The sequence below is a fragment of the Streptomyces sp. NPDC005533 genome (genome assembly GCF_042871845.1).
Classification (GTDB): Bacteria; Actinomycetota; Actinomycetes; order Streptomycetales; family Streptomycetaceae; genus Streptomyces.
Map to the genome: position 1 here is coordinate 1 of NZ_JBIAJH010000066.1, position 19,795 is coordinate 19,795.

At 70.9% G+C, this 19,795-nt stretch carries 15 protein-coding genes and 1 pseudogene; 10 read left to right on the top strand and 6 right to left on the bottom strand.

The features are described 5' to 3' along the window. The first annotated feature begins 452 nt into the window (after nucleotides 1-452). From ACFYP3_RS34535 to ACFYP3_RS34545, 3 genes are all read left to right on the top strand, one after another. Complete coding sequence (locus ACFYP3_RS34535) at nucleotides 453-929, top strand: acetylxylan esterase (protein WP_388841577.1); 477 nt, start codon at nucleotides 453-455, stop codon at nucleotides 927-929. Between the two features lie 118 nt (nucleotides 930-1,047). Further along, nucleotides 1,048-2,448: a GH1 family beta-glucosidase gene (locus tag ACFYP3_RS34540; protein ID WP_388841580.1), complete on the top strand. Its 1,401-nt coding sequence runs from the start codon at nucleotides 1,048-1,050 to the stop codon at nucleotides 2,446-2,448. Between the two features lie 115 nt (nucleotides 2,449-2,563). Continuing rightward, a complete protein-coding gene (locus ACFYP3_RS34545; protein ID WP_388841583.1) occupies nucleotides 2,564-2,695 on the top strand; it encodes a hypothetical protein in 132 nt (43 codons plus the stop codon). A gap of 82 nt (nucleotides 2,696-2,777) precedes the next feature. Here the strand turns inward: ACFYP3_RS34545 and araA are convergent, their stop codons facing one another. Beyond that, nucleotides 2,778-4,289, bottom strand: a complete 1,512-nt coding sequence (araA, locus tag ACFYP3_RS34550) for an L-arabinose isomerase (protein WP_388841586.1) — start codon at nucleotides 4,287-4,289, stop codon at nucleotides 2,778-2,780. A gap of 79 nt (nucleotides 4,290-4,368) precedes the next feature. Continuing rightward, nucleotides 4,369-6,063 carry a ribulokinase gene (araB, locus tag ACFYP3_RS34555; RefSeq protein WP_388841589.1) on the bottom strand — a complete coding sequence of 565 codons (1,695 nt, stop codon included), beginning with the start codon at nucleotides 6,061-6,063 and terminating at the stop codon, nucleotides 4,369-4,371. Between the two features lie 579 nt (nucleotides 6,064-6,642). Between araB and ACFYP3_RS34560 the strand changes: the two genes are divergently transcribed. From ACFYP3_RS34560 to ACFYP3_RS34580, 5 genes are all read left to right on the top strand, one after another. Beyond that, nucleotides 6,643-7,641 carry an ABC transporter substrate-binding protein gene (locus tag ACFYP3_RS34560; protein ID WP_388841593.1) on the top strand — a complete coding sequence of 333 codons (999 nt, stop codon included), beginning with the start codon at nucleotides 6,643-6,645 and terminating at the stop codon, nucleotides 7,639-7,641. A 116-nt stretch (nucleotides 7,642-7,757) separates the two neighbouring features. Continuing rightward, nucleotides 7,758-9,323, top strand: coding sequence for a sugar ABC transporter ATP-binding protein (locus ACFYP3_RS34565; protein WP_388841596.1), 1,566 nt, complete (start codon nucleotides 7,758-7,760; stop codon nucleotides 9,321-9,323). Then, a complete protein-coding gene (locus ACFYP3_RS34570) occupies nucleotides 9,320-10,420 on the top strand; it encodes an ABC transporter permease (RefSeq protein ID WP_388841599.1) in 1,101 nt (366 codons plus the stop codon). The genes ACFYP3_RS34565 and ACFYP3_RS34570 overlap by 4 nt, the downstream gene beginning before the upstream one ends. Continuing rightward, nucleotides 10,417-11,439: a galactofuranose ABC transporter, permease protein YjfF gene (gene yjfF, locus ACFYP3_RS34575; RefSeq protein WP_388841602.1), complete on the top strand. Its 1,023-nt coding sequence runs from the start codon at nucleotides 10,417-10,419 to the stop codon at nucleotides 11,437-11,439. The genes ACFYP3_RS34570 and yjfF overlap by 4 nt, the downstream gene beginning before the upstream one ends. Nucleotides 11,440-11,577: 138 nt before the next feature. Then, entirely contained in the window at nucleotides 11,578-11,721 is a 144-nt protein-coding gene (locus ACFYP3_RS34580) for a hypothetical protein (protein WP_388841605.1), read from the top strand. Nucleotides 11,722-12,049: 328 nt separating this feature from the next. Here the strand turns inward: ACFYP3_RS34580 and ACFYP3_RS34585 are convergent, their stop codons facing one another. After that, nucleotides 12,050-13,072 carry a LacI family DNA-binding transcriptional regulator gene (locus ACFYP3_RS34585; RefSeq protein ID WP_388841620.1) on the bottom strand — a complete coding sequence of 341 codons (1,023 nt, stop codon included), beginning with the start codon at nucleotides 13,070-13,072 and terminating at the stop codon, nucleotides 12,050-12,052. 292 nt (nucleotides 13,073-13,364) lie between these two features. Between ACFYP3_RS34585 and araD the strand changes: the two genes are divergently transcribed. Beyond that, a complete protein-coding gene (gene araD, locus ACFYP3_RS34590) occupies nucleotides 13,365-14,102 on the top strand; it encodes an L-ribulose-5-phosphate 4-epimerase AraD (RefSeq protein WP_388841608.1) in 738 nt (245 codons plus the stop codon). A gap of 99 nt (nucleotides 14,103-14,201) precedes the next feature. Here the strand turns inward: araD and ACFYP3_RS34595 are convergent. After that, nucleotides 14,202-14,342 (bottom strand): annotated as a pseudogene (locus ACFYP3_RS34595) (RICIN domain-containing protein); the annotation flags it as partial. A 238-nt stretch (nucleotides 14,343-14,580) separates the two neighbouring features. Here ACFYP3_RS34595 and ACFYP3_RS34600 point away from each other — a divergent pair. Further along, nucleotides 14,581-15,027: a substrate-binding domain-containing protein gene (locus ACFYP3_RS34600; RefSeq protein WP_388841611.1), complete on the top strand. Its 447-nt coding sequence runs from the start codon at nucleotides 14,581-14,583 to the stop codon at nucleotides 15,025-15,027. A 143-nt stretch (nucleotides 15,028-15,170) separates the two neighbouring features. Here the strand turns inward: ACFYP3_RS34600 and ACFYP3_RS34605 are convergent, their stop codons facing one another. Next, nucleotides 15,171-17,621: a non-reducing end alpha-L-arabinofuranosidase family hydrolase gene (locus tag ACFYP3_RS34605; protein WP_388841614.1), complete on the bottom strand. Its 2,451-nt coding sequence runs from the start codon at nucleotides 17,619-17,621 to the stop codon at nucleotides 15,171-15,173. Between the two features lie 313 nt (nucleotides 17,622-17,934). Continuing rightward, nucleotides 17,935-19,476, bottom strand: coding sequence for a sigma-70 family RNA polymerase sigma factor (locus tag ACFYP3_RS34610; protein WP_388841617.1), 1,542 nt, complete (start codon nucleotides 19,474-19,476; stop codon nucleotides 17,935-17,937). Between the last annotated feature and the right edge of the window lie 319 nt (nucleotides 19,477-19,795).

Genomic DNA, 19,795 nt, shown 5'->3' on the forward strand with positions numbered 1-19,795 from the left:
ACAACAGCGGCTACCCCATGCCAGCCACACCCGACTCCCCTGGGTGTCCCGATCTTACGAATGACCCGAATCAACCCACGAAGAAAGGTATGGAGGCCCCATGCCGCTCACCGACCCCGAGGCGGAGGAACTCGGCGACCACCGACCACACTTGTCCGAGCCAGCCGACTTCGACGCCTTCTGTCGGCAGGTTCTTGCCGGCGCCCGGTCGCACGACGCGTCGACCAAGGCGGAAGGGAGTCACCGCCCAGCGCCTGCTGAGCACCGTCGCAGCGGACGACGGGCGCTCGCCCGGCTGGAACGGGGAGCCGGTGGCCGCCTGGCTGCCGCGCCCGCAGCAACACGGCCGGACGATTGCCGGTCGTCGTCACCTCCATGGGCCACGGCGGAGTCGCGGACTGCCCACCGACCACTGTGCCGGTCCGCCGCAGCCCACGCCCCACCCGTCGCCCGTGGTGGCCGGAGCCGGCCAGGGCGGTGGTCTGGTGGCCGGAGCCGGCCAGGGCGGCGGTCCGGCGCTCGCCGGCGCCCGTCTTGCCCGGGACCGTGTGGCGGCGGCCGTGCCGGACGTTCCGGTCCTGTGCCACTTCCGCCGGGCTGCCGAGACCTGCGACGACGGTCCGTACCAGGAGATCGCCGCGTACCTGCGCCGGTACAGCCGCCACCGCGTGGAGCCGGCGTTCGCCGCCCTCGCCCACTTCGACGGTGTCCACTTCGCCCGGCGCGCCACCGCGCCGACGCTGTTCAGCGTGGGCCTGAGGGACCCGGTCTGCCCGCCCTCCACGGTCTGCGCCGCCTTCAACCGGTACGCGGGCGAGGAAAGCGGCGTGACCGTGTGGCCGTTCGGCGACCACGGCGGCGGCTACGGCTCCAACCCACCCGTCCGACTGTCCTGGCTGCGCGAGCGCGGCTTGGCTCCGGAGCTCTGAGCGCCCCGTGCCACCGGACCGGGCAACCGCGCGAGGGGGGCCCGCGCGCCCGGCCGCTCCACCCACCGCGCCATGCCCCCGAGACCGAGGAGCCCGACAGACCCATGAGGTACCGCCCATGAGCACCCCGGCCTTCCCGGAACTGCCAGCCGGGTTCCGTTTCGGTGCCGCGACCGCCGCCTACCAGATCGAGGGCGTCCACGACGAGGACGGCCACGGCCCGTCCATCCGGACCGCCTTCAGCCACACCCCCGGGCGTACGTTCGCCGGTGCCACGGGCGACACCACCTGCGACCCCTACCACCGCTACGGCGAGGACATCGCCCTGCTGCGCGGGCTCGGCGTCGACGGCTACCGCTTCTCGATCGCCTGGCCCCGTTTGCTGCCCGGGGGCACCGGCCCGGTCGACCCCAAGGGCCTGGACTTCTACGACCGCCTGATCGACGATCTGTTGGCCGTCGGAGTCGCCCCCGCCGTCACCCTCTACCACCGGGATCTGCCCCAAGCCCTGGAGGACCGCGGTGGCTGGCGCGTCAGGCAGACCGCCGAGGCGTTCGCGCGGTACGCGTCCCTCGCGGCCGAGCGCTACGGGGACCGGGTGGAGCGCTGGATCACCCTCAGCGAGCCGTCCTGCTCCGCCTTCGTGGGCTACGCCGAGGGGCGGCACGCACCCGGTGCCGAGGGGGGCCGCGGCGCGCTGGCGGCCGCACACCACCTGCTGGTCGCCCACGGCCTCGCGGTACGGGAGCTGCGTGCCGCGGGCGCCCAGGAGGTCGGGATCACCCTCGACCTCGACCGCATCCACCTGGCCTCCGCCCTCCCCGAGGACCGGGCGGCCCTGCGCCGCGCCAGGGTCCTCCACAACGAGCTCTGGACCGAGCCGCTCCTCGCGGGCCGTTACCCCGCGCACGAGGCCGAGACCTGGGCCGGCCTCGCCGACGGCCCCTGGCGACTGCCGGGCGACCTGGAGCTGATCGGCGCCCCGCTGGACTTCCTCGGAGTCAACTTCTACCGTCCCGTGACGTTCGCCGCCGCCCCTCACCGCGAGGCCGACCCCGACATGCGTACCGCCGTGGACATCGGCGTCACCGAGCTCGACCGGTACAGGACCCGGCGCACCACCATGGGATGGCCCGTCGTCCCGGACGCGCTCACAGAACTGCTCCGCGAACTCCACGCCCGCTACCCGCGGCTTCCGCCGGTCTGGATCACCGGGAACGGCTCCGCGGAGGATGACACCGTCGGCCTCGACGGCCGGGTCCACGACACCGCGCGGATCACCTACCTGGCGGACCACCTCGCCGCCGTCGCCGACGCCATCTCCGCGGGGGTGGACGTGCGCGGCTACTACGTATGGTCGCTGCGGGACGACTTCGATGGGGCGCGCGGCCACCGTCAGCGCTTCGGCCTGGTCCACGTCGACCACGACACCCTGACCCGGACGCCCAAGGACAGCTACCACTGGTACCGGGGCCTGATCACCGCGCACCGCGCGCAGGCGGAGGACCCCGCAGGATGAAGCTCACCGCTCCTGGCTGATGGGCCCGGGCGCCACACCCTTACCTTGCGGACCCGGACCGTGGAGCCGCCACGGCCCGGCTCGCGGGCGCACCGGCTCAGCGGGCGCCGAGGAGGTGTTCCAGGGCGAGCTGGTCCAGGTGCTCGAACGCCCCTCCGCCCTGGGCCGGCGCGGACCGGTGCTGGGCGCGGCATGGTCGACCGTTCAGCGGATCATCGCCGACCCCACCCGTCTGTCGGCCCGCTAGGCCGTCCCTTTCGGATCTTGCCGGGCCCGGGCCGCCCGGCGGGTGGCCGCCCGGTGCGGCAGGCCGCTCCGGGCACACTGGTTCACAGCCCCCGTGCCAACCGGTAGTACGCCTGATTCCAGCGGAGATCGCGCCGGAACTGCTTCGTGGTGGTGGTCTCGTCGATGAGGGCGAGTTCCGTGCGGAGCATTTCCGCCAGGTCGTCGAGGTGGTCGGAGGTGAGGGCGGTACTGAGGACGGTGTGGTGCGGTCCTCCGGCCGTCAGCCAGGATTCGGTGGAGGTCCGCAGGTCGGGGCGGGGCCGCCAGACCGCGCGGGCCACGGGCAGGGCAGGCAGGGGGTGGGGGGGTGCCACCACGTCGATGTCGTTGGCGATCAGGCGGAAGCGGTCGCCGAGGTCCGCGAGGCCGACCACGACGGCCGGACCCGGGGCGGCGTCGAACACCAGGCGCACCGGGTCCTCCCGCCCACCGATGCCGAGGGGATGGATCTCGCACCTCGGCCTGGCTGACGCGATGGTGGGACAGACCTCGAGCATGTGCGCGCCGAGGATGAGCTCGTTGCCGGGTGTCAGGTCGTAGGTGTAGTCCTCCATGAAGGAGGTGCCGCCCGGGAGGCCGGCGGCGGCGACCTTGAGGGCGCGCAGGAGGACGGCGGTCTTCCAGTCGCCCTCTCCTCCGAAACCGTATCCCCGGGCCATGAGCCGCTGGACCGCGATGCCGGGCAGCTGGCGCAGTCCGCCCAGGTCCTCGAAATTGGTGGTGAAGGCGCCGAAACCGCCCGTTTCGAGGAAGGTCCGCAGGCCCACTTCGATGCGGGCCGCGTAACGGAGCGCGTCGTGCCGGTCGCCTCCCGGTCGCAGTTCCGGCGTCAGGTGGTACAGGTCCTGGTACGCCTCGACGAGGGAAGCCACCCCGGTCTCGTCCGCGCTGTCGACGACCTGCACCAGGTCGCCCACGCCGTAGGTGTTGACCGAGGCGCCGAAGCGCAGCTGGGCCTCGACCTTGTCGCCCTCGGTGACGGCCACGTCGCGCATGTTGTCGCCGAAGCGGGCGACCTTGAGGGTGGCCAGTTCGGAGCGTGCGGCAGCCGCCCGTGCCCAGATCGCGACGCGTGCGGTCGTCGCCGGGTCGGTGACGTGGCCGGCCACGGTTCTGCGGGGTACGCCGAGGCGGTCCTGGACGTGTCCGAACTCGCGGTCCCCGTGGGCGGCTTGGTTGAGGTTCATGAAGTCCATGTCGATGGTGTCCCAGGGCAGGGCCACATTCGACTGGGTGTGGAGGTGCAGCAGCGGCTTGCGCAGCGCGTCCAGTCCGGCGATCCACATCTTGGCCGGCGAGAAGGTGTGCATCCAGGCGATGAGCCCGATGCACCGGTCGTCGGCGTTCGCGTCGAGGCACACCCGACGGATGGCATCGGCAGCGGTCAGTACCGGCTTCCACACCACGCGCGCGGGAATGCCGGAGGCGTCGGCCAACGCGGTGGCGATCTGCCGTGACTGTTCGGCGACCTGCTTCAGCGTCTCCTCCCCGTACAGGCCCTGGCTGCCGGTGAGGAACCAGATCTCCTGGGCGGGGGATGTTTGGCTGGGCACATGGACTCCTGAAGGTGACGTCCTGCAACGATGGTGGGGCCGGCGGGCGGGCGGGGAAACGGGAAGGAAGAGCGGGGGGTCAGCCCGCGGCGCGGGCCGTATCCCGGATCCGCCTCAGGCGGTGCAGCGGGCCGCGGGTGCCGAAGTGGTCGTGCAGGAGCCGGTATTCGGCGAAGAGGGTGTCATAGGCGTCGGCACGGGAGGCGTCGGGCGTGTAGAGCGCAGGCCGTCGGCGGCCCATGGCGGCGCTGGCCGTGCGGACGTCGGTGTGCGCGCCGGCGGCCACGGCGGCGTGGATGGCCGACCCGAGGGCAGGGCCCTGGTCGGACGCGGCCAGGGAAACGGGGCGGCGCAGCACGTCGGAGTAGATCTGCATCAGCAGTTCGTTCTTGGCCAGTCCGCCCGCGACGATGAACTCGCGCACCGGTACGCCGCCCTGCTCAAGGGCCTCCACGATGACGCGGGTGCCGAACGCGGTTGCCTCGAGCAGCGCACGGTAGACGTCCTCGGGACGCGTCGCGAGGGTGAGCCCCACGACGACTCCGGAGAGGTGGTGGTCGACGAGGACGGAACGGTTGCCGTTCAGCCAGTCGAGGGCGACCAGTCCGTGGCCGCCGACCGGCTGCAGGGCGGCTTTCCGGGTCAGCAGGGTGTGGAGGTCCTCGCCGCGGTCGGCGGCCTCGGCGAGGTAGTCCGGCGGGACGCCCTGGTCCAGCACCCAGGCGAAGATGTCGCCGACCGCGCTCTGGCCGGCCTCGTATCCGTAGGCTCCATCGACGATCCCGCCGGGGACGACACCGCAGATGCCGGGGACGTGGGCGAGGACGGGAGCGTTCACGACGTGGCAGGTGGACGTCCCCATGATGGCGAGCAGTTGACCGTCCTCGACTGCCTGGGCCGCCGCTGCGGTGACGTGGGCGTCGACGTTGCCCGCGGCAACGGCGATGCCGGGGCGCAGCCCCGTGCGGGCCGCCGCCTCCGTGCTGAGCGAGCCCACGCGTGAGCCCAGCGCGGAGAGGGGGAACGCGAGGCGGGTACGGGCGAAGTCGGCGAACCGGGGGTTCAGCGCGGCCAGGTACTCCTCGCTCGGGTAGGCGCCGTCCTGGTGGATGCCCTTGTACCCGGCCGTGCAGGCGTTGCGGGACTCGGCTCCGGTGAGCTGCCACACGATCCAGTCGGCGGCCTCGATCCACCGCGCGCAACTCTCGTAGACGAGCGGATCCTCCTCCAGGACCTGGAGGGCCTTCGCGAATTGCCATTCCGCGGAGATCCGCCCGCCGTAGCGGGTGATCCACTCCTCGCCGCGGGCGTGGGCGAGTTCGTTGATGCGGTCCGCGTGGGGCTGGGCCGCGTGGTGCTTCCACAGCTTCGGCCACGCGTGCGGCCGTTCGGCGAGGTCGGTCTCGGCGAGGGGAGTTCCGTCGGCCAGCGTGGGCAGGACGGTGCAGGCCGTGAAGTCGGTGGCGATGCCGATCACCGCGGCGGGATCGACTCCGGCCGCCGCCACGGCCTCCGGGACGGCGTGGCGCAGTACGTCCCGCCAGTCCTGCGGGTGTTGCAGGGCCCAGTCCGGAGGCAGTTGCGCCCCGCCGTGCGGCAAGTGTCGGTCGATGACGCCGTGCCGGTAGGCGTGGACCGCCGCGGCCATTTCCTGACCGTCGCGAACCCGCACCACCACGGCGCGGCCCGACAGGGTCCCGAAGTCCACGCCGACCGTGTACTGCTCCGATTCCTCGGAAGGCGGGGTGGGCGCGAGATGATGGGGTGACGTCAACGGAGTGCCTTTCGAAGGAGCCGTGGGGGTGGTGGGCGGCGCGGCCCGGCAGCCGAGATGCCTTCCTGGCGGTCCCGGCGGTCCCGGCGGTCCCGGCAGTCCGGGCAGTCCCGGCAGTCCCGGCGGTTCCGGCGGTCCGGGCAGTCCCGGCGGTCCGCGGGGTTCGCTGCCCTCGCATTGTGAGCGCTAACAATGTCGATAGGCAAGAGCTCTGCGTGGATCACGTCGGAGCTCTCTCCCGGCGTGGCGGCCTCCGTATACGGGGGCTCGCCTCGATCGCCATCGATCCGGGGCCGGTTGATGCGCCCCGTCGGGAGGGTGAAGCCGACGGTCTCGCGCACGGGTGGAGTCTGCCCCGTTGACGCGCGTGGCGCGCGGCAACGGACAGGTAACACGTACAAGGGGGTTGAGAACCGGGCTTGTTAACGCTCACAATGCGACGGTGCCCCCCTCCCGAGGGCATCCGTCTCCTGTCGGCCCCGGCTCCTATCCCGGCTCCGACCCCGCCCCGCCCCTGCCCCCCGGCACAGCCCGGCCCCGGCCGTGCGGCTCTTCCGTACATCCGAAAGGACACCCGTCATGGCTCGCAGAGCAGCCCTCGTCCTCACCGCCGCCCTCCTCGCCTCCTCGGCGCTGACCGCCTGCTCGACCGAGGGCCCCGCCTCCGGCCCGGCCGCCGGGGCCAAGGCGAACTCCGGCGGCCCGATCACCATGGGCTTCGCCCAGGTCGGCGCCGAGAGCGGTTGGCGCACCGCCAACACCAAGTCCGTCCAGGAGGCGGCGAGGAAGGCCGGGATCGAGCTCAAGTTCTCCGACGCGCAGCAGAAGCAGGAGAACCAGATCAAGGCGATCCGCACCTTCATCCAGCAGAAGGTCGACGTCATCGCCTTCTCGCCGGTCGTGGAGTCCGGCTGGGACACGGTGCTGAAGGAGGCCAAGGACGCCGGCATCCCGGTCATCCTCACCGACCGCGCCGTGGACACCAAGGACACCTCCCTCTACAAGACCTTCCTCGGCTCGGACTTCGTCAAGGAGGGCAAGTCCGCTGGCGAGTGGCTGACCAGCGCGTACGCGAACAAGCAGGGCCCGGTCAACATCGTCGAGCTCCAGGGCACCACGGGCTCCGCACCCGCCAACGACCGCAAGGCCGGCTTCGCCGATGCCATCCGAACCGACGGCAAATTCAAGATCGTCGCCTCGCAGTCGGGCGACTTCACCCGGGCCAAGGGCAAGGAGGTCATGCAGGCGTTCCTGAAGTCGCAGAAGGACATCGACGTCCTCTACGCGCACAACGACGACATGGCGCTCGGCGCCATCCAGGCCATCGAGGAGTCCGGCAAGAAGCCCGGAACGGACATCAAGGTGATCTCGGTGGACGGAATCAAGGACGCCTTCGTCGCGATGACCGAGGGCAAGATCAACGTCGTGGTGGAGTGCAACCCCCTGCTCGGCGACCAGCTGATGGAGCTGGCCAAGAAGGTGGTCGCGGGGGAGAGCGTGCCGACCCGGGTCGAGACCCAGGAGGGTGTCTTCCCGCAGGACAAGGCCGCGGCCGCGCTGCCCTCCCGGAACTACTGACGCGGCCGGCCGGTGCCGCGGGAGGCTCGGCCCGGGTCCTCCTCAGGATCGTGCGGAGCCCGCGATCCCCGGCACCGCCAGTCCGCTCCACCACCCCACCCACGAGAGGAGGGCGGATGGCATCCCCGTCCACCCCGCGGCCCACGGACGCCGGCGGCCCGCGGCCGCGGCCGGTCCTGGAAGCCCAGGACATCCGCAAGCAGTTCCCGGGCGTGCTCGCCCTCGACGGAGTCGCCCTGCGGCTCTTCCCCGGTGAGGTGCACGCCCTCATGGGCGAGAACGGCGCCGGGAAGTCCACCTTGATCAAGGTGCTCACCGGTGTCCACCCCGCCGACGGCGGCACCATCCACGTCGACGGCCGGCCCCACGCGTTCGCAGACCCCCTCCAGGCGCAGCAGGCCGGAATCAGCACCGTCTACCAGGAGGTCAACCTCTGCCCGAACATCTCGGTCGCCGAGAACATCCTCATCGGGCGCGAACCGCGCCGGCTGGGTCTCATCCACTGGTCCGCGATGCGGCAGCGGGCGGCAGAGCTGTTGACGGAACTGGACCTCGACCTGGACGTCACCGGTCTGCTCGGTTCGCACTCCCTGGCGGTGCAGCAACTGGTCGCCATCGTCCGGGCGGTGGACGTTTCGGCGAAGGTGCTCGTGCTGGACGAACCCACCTCCAGCCTGGACCGCGAGGAGGTCGCCCAGCTCTTCACCCTGGTGCGGCGCCTGCGGGACCGCGGTGTGGCCATCCTGTTCGTCACGCACTTCCTCGACCAGGTCTTCGATCTCTGTGACCGCGTCACCATCCTGCGGGGCGGCCGCCTGGAAGGCGAGTACCCCATCGGTGAACTCACTCCGGTGACGCTGGTACAGCGCATGATCGGCGGAGAGCTGGCGACCCTCGACCAGTTGTCCGACCGTGCGCGCGAGGAAGCGGCCGAACGGGCGACCAGCGAGCCGTTCCTCCAGGCACGACAACTGACCCGCGCGGGCTCGATCGAACCGTACGACCTCGACATCCATGCCGGTGAGGTCATCGGACTGGCCGGCCTGCTGGGCTCGGGCCGCACCGAGGTGGCCCGCCTCCTGTTCGGAGCGGACAGCGCGGACGCCGGAGAAGTGAGCATCGAGGGCAAGACGGTACTCCTGCGCACCCCGCGCCACGCCATCGCCCGGGGCATCGCGTTCTGCTCCGAGAACCGCAAGTCCGAGGGACTGGTGGGCGAGCTCACCGTCCGCGAGAACGTCGTCCTCGCCCTGCAGGCCGCCCGCGGCTGGACCAGACCGCTGACCAGGGCTAAACAGGACGAACTGGCGCGGCACTGGATCGGAGCCCTGGACATCCGCCCCGCCGACCCCGAAGCGCAGGTACGCCACCTCAGCGGAGGCAACCAGCAGAAGGTCCTCCTCGCGCGTTGGCTGCTGACCGCACCCCGGCTCCTGATCCTCGACGAACCCACCCGGGGCATCGACATCGGGGCCAAGGCGGAGATCCAGAAACTCGTGGCCCGTCAGGCGGGCGAAGGCACCGCCGTGCTGTTCATCTCGGCGGAACTCGAAGAGGTCCTGCGCCTGAGCCACCGCATCGCCGTGCTCCGCGACCACCGGATGGTGGCCACCCTCACCAACGACGACACCGTCACGCCCGAACGCATCCTCACGACCATCGCCACCGGAGCGGATTCATGACCACCCAGCCTGCCAAACCCAAGGCGGTCGGCGGAACCGGGAGGCGCCTGGCCGGCCACCGCCTGCTGTGGCCCACGCTCATCCTGCTCGCGCTGCTCCTCGGCAACCTCGCGTTCCACCACGACTTCTTCTCCGTCCGCGTACGAGACGGCCACCTCTACGGCAGCCTCATCGACATCCTCCAGTTCGGCGCGCCCCTCACCCTCGTGGCGCTCGGCATGACCCTCGTCATCGCCACCCGCGGCATCGACCTCTCGGTGGGTTCCACCGTCGCCATCGCCGGCGCCCTCGCCTGTGGACATATCTCCACCGCCGCACATCCCGGCAGCGTCGCCACCATGCTGACGGCGGTCACCCTCGCGCTCGGCGTCGCCCTCGTACTGGGCCTCGCCAACGGCTTCCTGGTGTCCGGTCTGGGAGTGCAGCCCATCGTGGCCACCTTGATCCTCATGGTCGCCGGCCGCGGCGTCGCCCAGTTGATCACCCGCGGTCAGATCGTCACGGTGACCAGCGCCCCCTACAAGATGATCGGCGGAGGCTACTGGCTGACCTTCCCGTTCGCCGTCCTCCTGGCCACCGCCCTCGTCGCGCTCACCGCCTTCGTCACCCGTCGCAGCGCACTCGGCATGCTGATCGAGTCCGTGGGCGGCAACCCCGCCGCCAGCCGCCTGGTCGGCATCCGGGCCGGCGGGCTGCTCGCCCTGGTCTACGTCTTCAGCGCGCTGTGCGCCGCCGTCGCCGGGCTGATGATCAGCTCCAACGTCTCCAGCGCCGACGGCAACAACGCCGGCCTGTGGATCGAACTCGACGCGATCCTCGCCGTCGTGGTCGGCGGCACCGCCCTGACCGGAGGACGTTTCTCCCTCGGCGGCACCGTCCTTGGTGCCCTGATCATCCAGACCCTGTCCACCACCGTCTACACCCTCGGCGTCCCACCCGAGACCACCCTCGTCTTCAAGGCCTTCGTCGTCATCGCCGTCTGCCTCGTCCAGTCCCCGGTCTTCCGGGCCAAGGTCCTGCGCCGCCGCAGGGCAACCACTTCCCGATCCCACACCACGGCGGGCGCCGCCCCGCAGCAGAAGGAGGTACGCGCATGAGTACCGGCATCGCGAGCGCCGCCGCCGGCCTCACCCGCCCCCTCGCGACGGTGTCCCCGCGCACCCGCACCCGTATCCCACTGATCGTCACGGCCGTCCTGCTGGTCGTCATGTTCAGCGTCGGGTCGGTGCGCTATGACGGCTTCCTCTCCGCGCAAGTCGTGCTGAACCTGCTGATCGACAACGGATTCCTCCTGGTCGTCGCGGTCGGGGCGACCTTCGTCATCCTCACCGGCGGCATCGACCTGTCCGTCGGCTCCATGGTGGCCCTGTCGACCACGCTCACCGCCTGGCTGGTCGAGTCGCACGGCTGGCCCCTGGCCGCCGTCATCCCCCTGGTCCTGCTGGTCGGCGCCGCGAGCGGGACGCTCATGGGATGGATCATCCACACCTTCGAGATCCAGCCCTTCATCGTCACTCTGGCCGGCATGTTCCTCGCCCGCGGGCTCTGCTACACCATCAGCACCGAATCCATCACGATCAGCGACCCCACCACGGCGGGAATCGCGCAGACCCGGCTGTACGGCCCGGGGGGACTGTTCGTCTCGATCCCGGTGGTCATCGCCACGGCCGTGCTGGTGATCGCCTTCGTCGTCCTGCACTACACGCGCTTCGGGCGCAACGTGTACGCGCTGGGCGGCAACGAGACCTCCGCACGCCTGATGGGTCTTCCCGTGGGCTCCACCAAGATCGCCGTATACGCCGTCAGCGGCTTGTGCTCCGCACTCGGCGGCCTGCTGCTGACCTTCTACATGCTCTCCGGCTACGCCCTCCACGCCATGGGCATGGAACTCGACGCGATCGCCGCCACCGTGATCGGCGGCACGCTGCTGACCGGAGGTTCCGGCTTCGTCCTGGGCACGGCCCTCGGCGTGCTCGTCCTCGGCATGATCCAGACGGTCGTCAACTTCCAGGGCACGCTCAGCTCCTGGTGGACCCGGATCGTCATCGGCGTCCTGCTGCTCGTGTTCATCGTGCTGCAACGTCTGATGAGCGGCCGCCGCCCCGCCGCCGACTGACTCGGCTCCGCAGCCCGTTTCACCGGGTGCGGGTGCTGCCCGTCCAGCTTCCTTCGCGGCACCCCCAATGGGCCGGCTTCCAGGGCACGCGCGTACGAATCCGTCGGTCAGGCCTCCGCGCGGCGCCCGCCTCCATCCGTGATCCTGCCGGACGGCTGGGGCCGCACGGCCGATGTGGTGCTCACGGCCCGCGGGCCCGCCACTTGCGAGGGCGCCGCCCGCTTCCTCGCGGCGCGGCGGGCCGTCACGCCCACCGCATCGCGCGCGGACGGCTCGTCGTAGACGGCGTCACCCACCGGCCCGCCACCCAGGAGGCCGGGCACACGCTGAACGGGGGTCCCGAGAAGCTCGACCGGCGCGTGGTCGTGGGAACCCTGCCACTCCGGGCACCGCACGGGCGTCAGCCTGTTCTTGCGCAGGCCGGACGGCGGCCGGCTACGCGGGGGTCGTGCTGGAAACCCGGCACGACGCGGACTCGCCGAGCGGCCCCGACTGCCCGACGGTCCTCCTGCGCCCGGGCGAGCTGTACCCGTCGACGGCGATCCACAGCTTTGCCGTGGTCACGGCCAGGAGGGGCGGGTCGGTTCCGTCCACCGCCAGGCGGTGGGGGTCATTCGCCGGGTGGAGCGGTCCTGCGGGCCGTACTGGCGCGGACGATGAGCTCGGGCGCCACCACCAGGTGCGTCGACTCGTCGGTCCGGCCTTCGATGTGGTCCAGGAGCAGGCCGATGCTGTCGCGACCGAGCGAGGCGAAGTCCTGACGGATCGTCGTCAGCGGGGGCGGGAAGAACTCCGCCTCCGGGATGTCGTCGAAGCCGGCCACCGCTACGTCCTCCGGCGTGCGCAGGCCCGCTTCCCGCAAGGCCCTCAGGACACCGAGGGCCATCTGGTCGTTGGCGACGAACACCGCGGTGAGGCCCGCTTCCTGCCCTCGTGCCGCCCGTACCCGACCCGCGAGCTGCTGGCCGGCCTGGTATCCCGACAGCGGACTCCAGTCACCGCGCAGCAGGGGCGGCACCTCGGCGCCGGCATCGCGCAGCGCCTCCTCCCACCCCTGCGTGCGGGCCTCGCTCTCGAGCCAGTCGGGAGGGCCCGCGACATGCCACACGGTGGAGTGGCCCGAGGCGAGGAGATGTTCCGTGATCAGGCGGGCGCCGAGGTTCTGGTCCAGCGACACCCCCGGCAGGTCCAGGGTGTGGCCGCCTTCCACGGTGACCACCGGGCACGGTGCTTCCAATGCCGCCAGGGCCCTCACCGCGGCGCGCTGGGGAGTGACGGCGACGATCCCCTCCACGCCCCACCCGGCGAGGTGCTGCATGGCCTCGGCGAGGGCCGTCTGCGTGGCCGTCCGAAGCGTGACGGCGGACGTCAGGTAGCCCCGGTCCCGAGCCGCCTCCTGCACTCCCGCCACGGTACTGGCGGGCCCGTGCAAAGTGGTGTTCACCGCGATGACGCCCAGCGTGTGGGTCCGGCGCGTGGCCAGAGCCCGGGCCGCCGAGTTGCGCCGGTACCCCAGCTGCTCGATGACCTGCGTCACCGCGGCCCGGGTCCTGGCGCTGACGTTCGGGTGATCGCTGAGCACCCGTGAAACGGTCTGATGGGACACGCCGGCGACGCGGGCGACGTCCGTCATCGTGGGCGCTCGCGAGACGTCTGGGAGCTGGGTCAACTCTCTTCCTTTCCATCGAGCGGCCTTCCCTCAAGGTACCGAACCAGCCGAGGCCCGCACACATCTCGGACCGCCCGGGAGGTGTTGGCGGAGTATTGATGTTGGCGCTCACATCATCTCGGGAGAACCACAGGGTATGGGGAGGAATCTTGTTCCGCACCTCTTGAGATTTCTACTTGTTAGCGCTCACAATTTGATCGAGGCTGCGGACGTCAGGAAGCCGCCGCGCATGTCGGAGAGAGACGGTGGAAGCGTAGTGAGCGGGACCCTCCTCAAGGACCTCCGTCGCGAGGTCCTCGCGGCCAACCTGCGCATCCCGGAGGCTGGTCTGGCCACCCTCACGTGGGGAAACGTCAGCGGAGTGGATCGAGACGCCGGCGTCTTCGTCATCAAGCCGTCCGGGGTCTCCTACGCCGACCTCACCGAGGAGGACCTGGTGGCGGTGGCGCTCGAGGACGGGCGGGTGGTCGACGGGAACCTCAGGCCGTCCACCGACACCGAAACCCATCGGTGCCTCTACCGGGCCTTCCCCTCCATCGGTGGCGTCACCCACACGCACTCGGCGCACGCCGTCGCCTTCGCCCAGGCGCGCCGCCCGATCCCGGTCCTCGGCACGACACACGCCGACACCTTCAACGGGCCCGTCCCCGTGACGGCGGACCTCACCCCCGAGCAGTGCGCGCAGGACTACGAGTACCACACCGGCCAGGTGATCGTTGCCCGGCTGGACGGCGACCCCCGTCGGGCCGACGAGGTCCCCGGGGCGCTCGTCTCCCGACACGGCCCCTTCACCTGGGGCGCCACCGCGCATGCAGCGCTGGAGAACGCCATCGTCTGCGAGGCCGTGGCGGAGATGGCGCTGCACACACTGGCGCTGGGGTCCCGCCTCGGGGGCACCTCCGAGCCGCCGAGGCATCTGCTGGAGCGGCACTTCACCCGTAAGCACGGACCGGACGCCTACTACGGCAACGTCCCGCACGCCCGGGGCAACTGACGCCGCACACCGCCGGACGAGCCGCCCGGGGGCCGCCACCGCCGGGTGGAACGGCACGCCGGCGCGGGGGAGGCCGCGACGCCGTGGGTTTTCAGTGGTTCAGGTGTGGTTCCAGCGCTGGTTGCTGCCGTTCGAGCAGGAGCAGAGCCGGATCGGTGTGCCGTTGGCGGTGCCGTCGCCGGTGGCGTCGAGGCAGAGGCCGGACTGGACCCCGACGATGGATCCGTCGGAGTTGAGGCGCCCCTCGCCGGGGAGCCCAGATGATACGTGGACGCCGACAACCGGGGCGGTGCCCGGCTGGCCGCGGAGCCCTTCGCGCGCACGGGCCGCTGGCGGCCCGTCATGATCACCGGGCAGGTGGACACCAGGGCCTCCCTCGCCCGGGAGCAGGGATTCAACGGCGGTCTGACCCTGTCCGGCCTGCCGCTGCGCGGGGTCGAGGCCGGACAGTTTCACCGAGGACGGCGGCGCCGAGGCGATGGAGCGACTGCTCCGGGCGCACCCCGACCCCGACGCGGTGTTCGCGGCCTCCGACGCGATGGCCATCGGCGCGCTGCGCACCCTGCGAGAACGGGGGCTCCGGGTGCCCGAGGACATCGCGGTGATCGGCTTCAACGACCTCGCGAGCGCCCGGCACACCAGCCCGCCGCCGACCACGGGCCGTCAGCCGGTCCGGGCGCTGGGGCAGGAGATGGCCAGGATGCCGGTCAGCGCCATCGAAGGACACCGCCCCAGCCCGCTGATCCTCCCGACCCGCCTGACCACCCGCGAGTCCGCCCCTGATCTGTCCGCGCCGGCCCGATCGGCGGGCGGACCGGGGGCCTGGCCGCCGGATCACCGACACCGGCGTCCCGGCGGCTCGCGTCGGCCCCGATACGTGAAGACCGTCGCCCCCGACGTCAACCCGGTCAGGCACTCCCCGTGAGCGACCGCCGGGATGCCGAACCGGCCGGATCCGGTCACCTGCCGATGGAGCGAGGCGAGCCGCTCCATCCCGGCTTCGGGGGAGAGGAACCCCAGCCGGCGCACGGCTGGGGTTCCTCGGAGACGGTGGACCGGGCGGGCGGGTCAGCGCTGCAGGGTGAGGAGCGCCGGCCGGTAGGGCAGCTGGTCGTAGGGGCCGCCGGCGGTGGGGGACTTGCCCTGGTAGAGGAACTGCAGGTTGCAGGGGTCGACGGTCATGGTCTGGTCGGGGTTCTCGCGGACCAGGTCACCGTGGCTGATGTCGTTGGTCCAGGTGGCACCGCTGTTGGCCTTGCCGGCAAAGGGGTTGCTCTCGGTCACGGCCTGCGGGGTCCACGCACCGCCCAGGCTGGAGGCCGTGAACGAGCGGAAGTAGCGCCCGTTCGCGCCCCTCGCCTCAACGATCATGAGGTACTGGTTCTGGCCCTTGACCTTGTAGACCTGCGGCGCCTCGAACAGGTTGTCCGGCGTGTCGCTCATGACCGTCGTGTACGAGGAGCCGAAGTTCCCCGGGAAGTTCCCGATCGGCATGCTCGCCCGGTAGATCTTGCCGTTGTCCCCGGCGAAGAACAGATACATGTTCCGGTCGTCGGCGATCAGCGTCTGGTCGATCGGGCCGGTGGGGGACTCGGTGCGGGGGATGCTTCCGGTGAACAGCGGTTGCGGCGCGGACCAGCCGTTGGGGTTGGTGGGGTCGCTCGACGTGCGGTAGATGAAGGGCCAGGCGCCCCACTGGTACGCCAGCACCCAGATCTTCTTGGGCGCGAAGTAGAACAGCGTGGGCGCCACCGCGGTCTGGCTCATGCCGGACTGGCCGGCCGACGCCATGTCCGACCAGTTCGTGAAGGGACCGAACATCATCGAGCCGTACGACGATCCCGAGAAGTTCGACCCGTAGACCAGGTGCTTGCCGTTGTACGTCACGGTGGTGAAGTCCTTCAGCGAGGCCCACCCGTTCGCCGGCTGCGCCAGCGCACCCGTCGACGTCCACCGGTACGTCGACGGAAGAGCGCACGGGCCGCCCGTCGGGGCGGGCGTCGTCGGGGCCGGCGTCCCGGACAGCCCGGTCCACTTCTGGTTGCCGCCGGACCAGCAGGCGTACAGCTGGATCTTGGTGCGGTTGGCGGTGGCCGCGCCGACGGCGTCGAGGCACAGCCCGGACTGGACACCGGCGATCGAGCCGTTGGTGTTGATGTTCCACTGCTGGCCGGCGCCGCCGTCGCAGTCCTCGATGACCACCGCGGAGCCGTTGCCGGTACCCCTGGCGTCCAGGCACTTGTTGCCGTAGATCATCAGCTGCTTGCCGGAGGTGTACGTCCAGCGCTGGTTGGTTCCTCCGTGGCAGTCCCACAGCTGCGCCTGGGTGCCGTTGTCGGTGGTGGAACCGTTGATGTCGATACAGCGACCGGAGGCGACGCCCTTGATCGCTCCGGTACTGGTCCCGCCGGTGGCGGAAGCGGCCTTGAGGGCGTTCACGACGGCGGCGTGGGCGGCCTTGGGGTTGCCGTTGTTGTCGAACAGCAGGGGGTTTTCGCCTCTGCGCCAGGAGTCGCTGTCACGGATGCCCCACACCGTGATACCGGTGCACCGGGCGACGGACAGACAGGCCTTGACCGTGTTGGCGTAGTGGGTGGGCGACGCCTGGGCGATGTCCAGCTCGGTGATCTGGACGTCGACACCCAGGGCGGCGAAGTTGGACAAGGTGGTCTGGAAGCCGGCCGGCGGCCCGCCGGCGCCGAAGTGGCTCTGGAACCCGACGCAGTCGATCGGCACGCCGCGGGACTTGAAGTCCCTGACCATGTCGTAGACGCCCTGGGTCTTGGCGTCCGACCAGTTCTCGATGTTGTAGTCGTTGTAGCAGAGCTTGGCCGAGGAGTCGGCTGCCCGGGCGGTGCGGAAGGCTTCCTCGATGAAGCCGTTGCCCAGCACGTTCTGGAACACCGAGCTGCGGTGCTGGCCGCTGCCTCCGTCGGCGAAGGCCTCGTTGACCACGTCCCAGGCGTAGATCTTGCCCTTGAAGTGGGTCATCTCGGTGGTGATGTGGTGGTTCATCACGCTGCGCAGCGTGTTCGCGTCGCCGATGGAGCCGACCCAGGACGGGAGCTGCGAGTGCCAGACCGCGGTGTGGCCGCGCAGGCGCTGACCGTGGGCCGCGGCACGGTTGACGATCTGATCGGCGGGGCCGAAGGTGAAGTTGCCGCGGGACGGTTCGACGGCGTCCCACTTCATCTCGTTCTCCGGGGTGATCATGTTGAACTCCCGGTCCGCGATCCCGGCGTACGTCGAGTCGCCCAGCCTCCCGGCAGCCACGGCCGTGCCGAAGTACCTGCCCGAGGGGGTCGCCTGTGTACCCAGGCTCGCCGCTCCGGCCGAGTCGGGGAGAAGCGTCAGGACACCAGCCAGCAGCGTCGCGGCCGACAGGCCTATCGTCAGGGTCCGGCCGCGCCGGCCGAGCCGGTGCAGGCCCTTCGTGGTTCTCCTCGGGGACCGCGGGTCGCCCTGGGCGCCGTGATCGTGGGCGCGTCGGCCGGTGCGGCCTGATGTGTGTTGGTTCATGGGAGGCGCTTTCTTCAGCGGATACATCGACGGGGAAGTGGGGGAACCTCCCACGCCGGCACACGTGGTGAACGACGGGAAGAACACCCCACGAAGTGGAGGCCCCCGAACTCGTGGCCGCGTAACGAAAAAGTCGCGCCGCCCCGACGATTTCCCGGTGATGCATCTCGCAGGCAAAAAGCGTTACGTCGGGCCCGGCCGCCTGGTCGTCCCGTGCAAAGGGCGCGTCACCCTGGCCGGCAGTGTCGATTCGCCGTGCGGGATCGCCGGCCGGCACCGCGCCATTCGGTCCGCAATGCTCACGGAGCGGTTCTCAGCCGAGGCCCCCGCGCACGATGAAGGATGCCTGGTCGGCGAAGGCCCGTGTGCCGTCGGAGCCGTCGAGCCAGATGCCGCCGTCGCGGTGGCGGATGACCGATCCGGGATAGTTGTGCGCGTGCAGGGTCACCGACCCGGCCGCCGCCCCGGCGCGCGGACAGAAGGTCGCGTCTTCACGGAACAGTTCGCTGCCGTCGTCGGCGCTCAGCCGAAGGCGCAGTTCACGATGGCGCAGATAGCGGCCGTCGGCGACGCGGAGGGTGACGCACCGTGCGTCGGCCAGCCCGCGGACGACCGTGAACGTGGCCCGCTGCCGTGTCTGCGCGCTGCTGGACGCGGAGACCCGGCCGAGCGTCGCCAAGTCGCCGGCATACGCGAGGTACAGGTTGGGTTCGTCCACGGACTCCAGTGCTTGTGCGCCCAGCGGAACAGTGCCCGCGTCGGCGGACGGATTCACCGGGGACGGAGCGGCCGACGTGGGGGTGCTCGACGGGATCGGCGTGGGGGCGCCGACCGTGGGAGCGGCCATGACGCCGGGCGCCCGATGCGCCGGTTCGGGCCAGGCGGCGTAGGTGGCGGCCCCGGCGACGAGCACCGCGCCGGTGGCGAGGCCCACCAGCTGCTGAGCGGTCACCGCATGGAGCTTGGCGATCAGGGAACCGTGCAGAGCGCCTCCACCCGTCGCCGTGCCGACGGCGACGGGTGCCGTGGCCAGCCCGGCGGCGCTCGCGGCCGTACCCGACAGCAGGCCCTTGGCGGTCAGCGCGGCGACGAGTCCTGCCGGGACGGCCAGCGGTGCGAGGCTGAGGAGCAGCAGTTCGGCAGGGACCCGTTCGGTCGTCGTGGCCGTGCAGACCCGGCAGTCGCGGGTGTGCCGTGCGATCCGCTTGCGCCACACCGACGTACGAAGACCGTCCCAGCCGGCGACGGTCTCGTCCAACTGCGGGCAGCGCGGGTGGGCTTCCAGCGCGGCGACGATCGTCCGGCTCAGGTCCAGCTGCTCGCGCATCCGTTGCAGGCGTACTCCGACATGGGCGACGGTGAGCCCCGTCGCGGCGGCGATGTCGTCACGGCTCAGCAGTCCGGCGCATTCCTGCCACCACAGCGACAGCAGCACCCGATGGTCCGCGTCGAGCCAGCGGCCGGCTTCGACGACCTGACGGCGCTCGTCCGACGCGTGCAGACGCAGGATCGCCATGTCCTGGGGTCCGGCGCCGGCGTCCGGTATCGGGAGTGCCTCGTCGATGACGGTGGTCCGGCCGGCGAAGGCGCGTTGTCGCTGCCAGTGGGTATGGAGCTGGCGGAGCGTGATCGACACCAGCCAGGACCGGAAGCTCTCCGGGGCACGCAGGGCAGGCAGGTCGCGCACCACGCGCACCAGGGTTTCCTGGACGACGTCGTCGACGTCGGCATGGCCGTTCAGAGCTCGCCGGACGATGTTGTAGAGCAACGGCAGGTACGCGGCGATCAGTTCCTCGCGCGCCCGATCGTCACCGGCCTGCGCCGCGACAACCAGCCCCGTGTGATCCGTGTCCATGAGACCCATTCCCACCTCCCTCAGGGGAGCGATCCGCCGAGTACGGCGCTACACCTTGACGTCGGCAAGGGTATGCGGGCAAAACCCCTGTCTTGGAACGGGGTTGACGTCCGAGGTGACCCGTAAAAAGTTCCCGGCTCGAGGCAACCCTTCGAGGGGCCGGTGACCACAAGGAGTCGGATCCGGCACTCCGGTAACCGGTTCCACCTTTCCTCCGGTGGCATGCAAGGAGATTCCCAATGATGCTGTCAAGCCGCAGTGACGGGCTCTTGAGAGCCGTCTCATGCCGCTGTGGCGGCGGGGATCGGAGCGGTCGCTT

What these genes read in the sequence shown, in the direction of transcription:
- ACFYP3_RS34585 (WP_388841620.1), bottom strand. Translation starts at nt 13,072, where the DNA reads ATGACGGACGTCGCCCGCGTCGCCGGCGTGTCCCATCAGACCGTTTCA.
- ACFYP3_RS34565 (WP_388841596.1), top strand. Translation starts at nt 7,758, where the DNA reads ATGGCATCCCCGTCCACCCCGCGGCCCACGGACGCCGGCGGCCCGCGG.
- yjfF (WP_388841602.1), top strand. Translation starts at nt 10,417, where the DNA reads ATGAGTACCGGCATCGCGAGCGCCGCCGCCGGCCTCACCCGCCCCCTC.
- ACFYP3_RS34560 (WP_388841593.1), top strand. Translation starts at nt 6,643, where the DNA reads ATGGCTCGCAGAGCAGCCCTCGTCCTCACCGCCGCCCTCCTCGCCTCC.
- ACFYP3_RS34610 (WP_388841617.1), bottom strand. Translation starts at nt 19,476, where the DNA reads ATGGACACGGATCACACGGGGCTGGTTGTCGCGGCGCAGGCCGGTGAC.
- ACFYP3_RS34600 (WP_388841611.1), top strand. Translation starts at nt 14,581, where the DNA reads ATGGAGCGACTGCTCCGGGCGCACCCCGACCCCGACGCGGTGTTCGCG.
- ACFYP3_RS34605 (WP_388841614.1), bottom strand. Translation starts at nt 17,621, where the DNA reads ATGAACCAACACACATCAGGCCGCACCGGCCGACGCGCCCACGATCAC.
- ACFYP3_RS34540 (WP_388841580.1), top strand. Translation starts at nt 1,048, where the DNA reads ATGAGCACCCCGGCCTTCCCGGAACTGCCAGCCGGGTTCCGTTTCGGT.
- ACFYP3_RS34570 (WP_388841599.1), top strand. Translation starts at nt 9,320, where the DNA reads ATGACCACCCAGCCTGCCAAACCCAAGGCGGTCGGCGGAACCGGGAGG.